We start from the raw sequence: 1,598 nt of genomic DNA on the forward strand, positions 1-1,598 counted from the left end.
AGACAGGGCTAGCCCGCCCGGCCGGGGGATGCCGGCGCGGGCGTCGGTGGGGCCGTGGGAAAACGCGGTGGGACCGTGGGAGAATATGAACGGATGCGCGTGCTGGCCGTCACGAACGATTTCCCGCCCCGTCCCGGCGGGATCCAGGCCTACGTGCACAACTTCGCCTCGCGGCTGCCCGAGGGCGAGATCGTCGTCTACGCCCCGGCCTGGAAGAACGCCGCCGCCTTCGACGCCGAACAGAACTTCCCGGTCGTGCGGCACACCACGTCGCTGATGCTGCCGACACCGGACGTCCTGCGCCGAGCCAGAGAGATCGCCCGGGCGGAGGGATGCGACACGATGTGGTTCGGCGCCGCGGCACCGCTCGGGCTGCTTGGAGCCTGGCTGCGCCGCGACACGGCCATGCGCAGGATGGTCGCGAGCACCCATGGTCACGAGGTCGGCTGGGCGGCGCTGCCGGGGGCGCGTCAGGTGTTGCACAGCATCGGCACCGCCGCCGACGTCATCACCTATCTGACCGACTACACCCGGGCCCGGATCCGGCCCGCCTTCGGTGGCCATCCCACCTTCGCCCGGCTGCCCAGCGGAGTCGACCCCTCGCTGTTCCACCCCGGTCACGGGCGCGAAGAGATGCGCCGGCGCCACGGGCTGACGGGCCGCCGGGTGGTGGTGTGCGTAAGCCGGCTGGTCGCCCGCAAGGGCCAGGACATGCTGATCAGGGCGCTGCCCATGGTACGGCGCCGCGTACCGGACGCTGCGCTGCTGATCGTCGGCGGCGGTCCCCGGCGGGGTGACCTTGAACGGCTCGCCCGGGAGAACGACGTCGCCGAGCATGTGATCATGACTGGTTCGGTGCCGTGGGAGGAACTGCCGGCGCACTATGCGGCGGGCGATGTGTTCGCGATGCCCTGCCGCTCCCGCCTCGCCGGCCTGGAGGTCGAGGGGCTCGGCATCGTCTTCCTCGAGGCGTCGGCGACCGGCCTGCCGGTGGTGGCCGGCCGCAGTGGGGGTTCCCCCGACGCCGTCCTGCACCAGCACACCGGCATCGTGATCGACGGTACCGATCTGGCGCAGGTCGTGACGACCATCAGTGATCTTCTTGCCGACCCCGACCGAGCGGCGTCGATGGGTGCCGCGGGGCGGGCGTGGGTCGAGCTGCGCTGGCGGTGGGACGTCCTCGCGCAGGACCTGCGCACGCTGCTCGCCGGCCCGGACGGTCAGCGCGGGGTGGCGTAGATGTCCTCCACCGCCTGGCTGAACCGGTCGAGCACCAGCGAGCGGCGCACCTTCAGGCTCGGGGTGAGCTCGCCGGTCTCCACCGTGAAGTCCTGCGGCAGGATCGCGAACTTCTTGATGCTCTCGGCGTGCGACACTGTCGCGTTCGCGGCGTCGATCGCATTCTGGATCTCGGTGCGCAGGCCGGCGTCGTCGATCAGGTCGGCAACCGTCGCGCCGGCCGGCTTGCCCGCCGAGGACCGCCACCGGTCGAACGCTTCGGGATCGAGCGTGACGAGGGCGGCGACGAAGGGCCGCCGGTCCCCGATCAGCATTGCCTGGCTGACCAGGGGATGGGACTGGATGATGTGCTCCAGCGG

The 1,598-nt window shown here is 71.4% G+C and carries 1 protein-coding gene and 1 pseudogene; one reads left to right on the plus strand and one right to left on the minus strand.

What is annotated here, in order from left to right; all coding sequences use genetic code 11:
• Positions 1–93: 93 nt before the first annotated feature.
• Positions 94–1,239 (plus strand): glycosyltransferase family 4 protein, encoded by a 1,146-nt coding sequence (locus tag AC08ON_RS07120; protein ID WP_476608196.1) that lies wholly within the window; start codon positions 94–96, stop codon positions 1,237–1,239.
• Here AC08ON_RS07120 and AC08ON_RS07125 read toward each other — a convergent pair.
• Positions 1,221–1,598, minus strand: a pseudogene (locus AC08ON_RS07125) (long-chain fatty acid--CoA ligase); the annotation flags it as partial. The gene AC08ON_RS07120 and the pseudogene AC08ON_RS07125 sit on opposite strands and share 19 nt — an antisense overlap.

The organism is Frankia sp. CoWAU3 (assembly GCF_977971855.1).

Excerpts from the sequence above, each read along its gene's own strand:
- AC08ON_RS07120 (WP_476608196.1), top strand. The coding sequence starts at position 94 with ATGCGCGTGCTGGCCGTCACGAACGATTTCCCGCCCCGTCCCGGCGGG.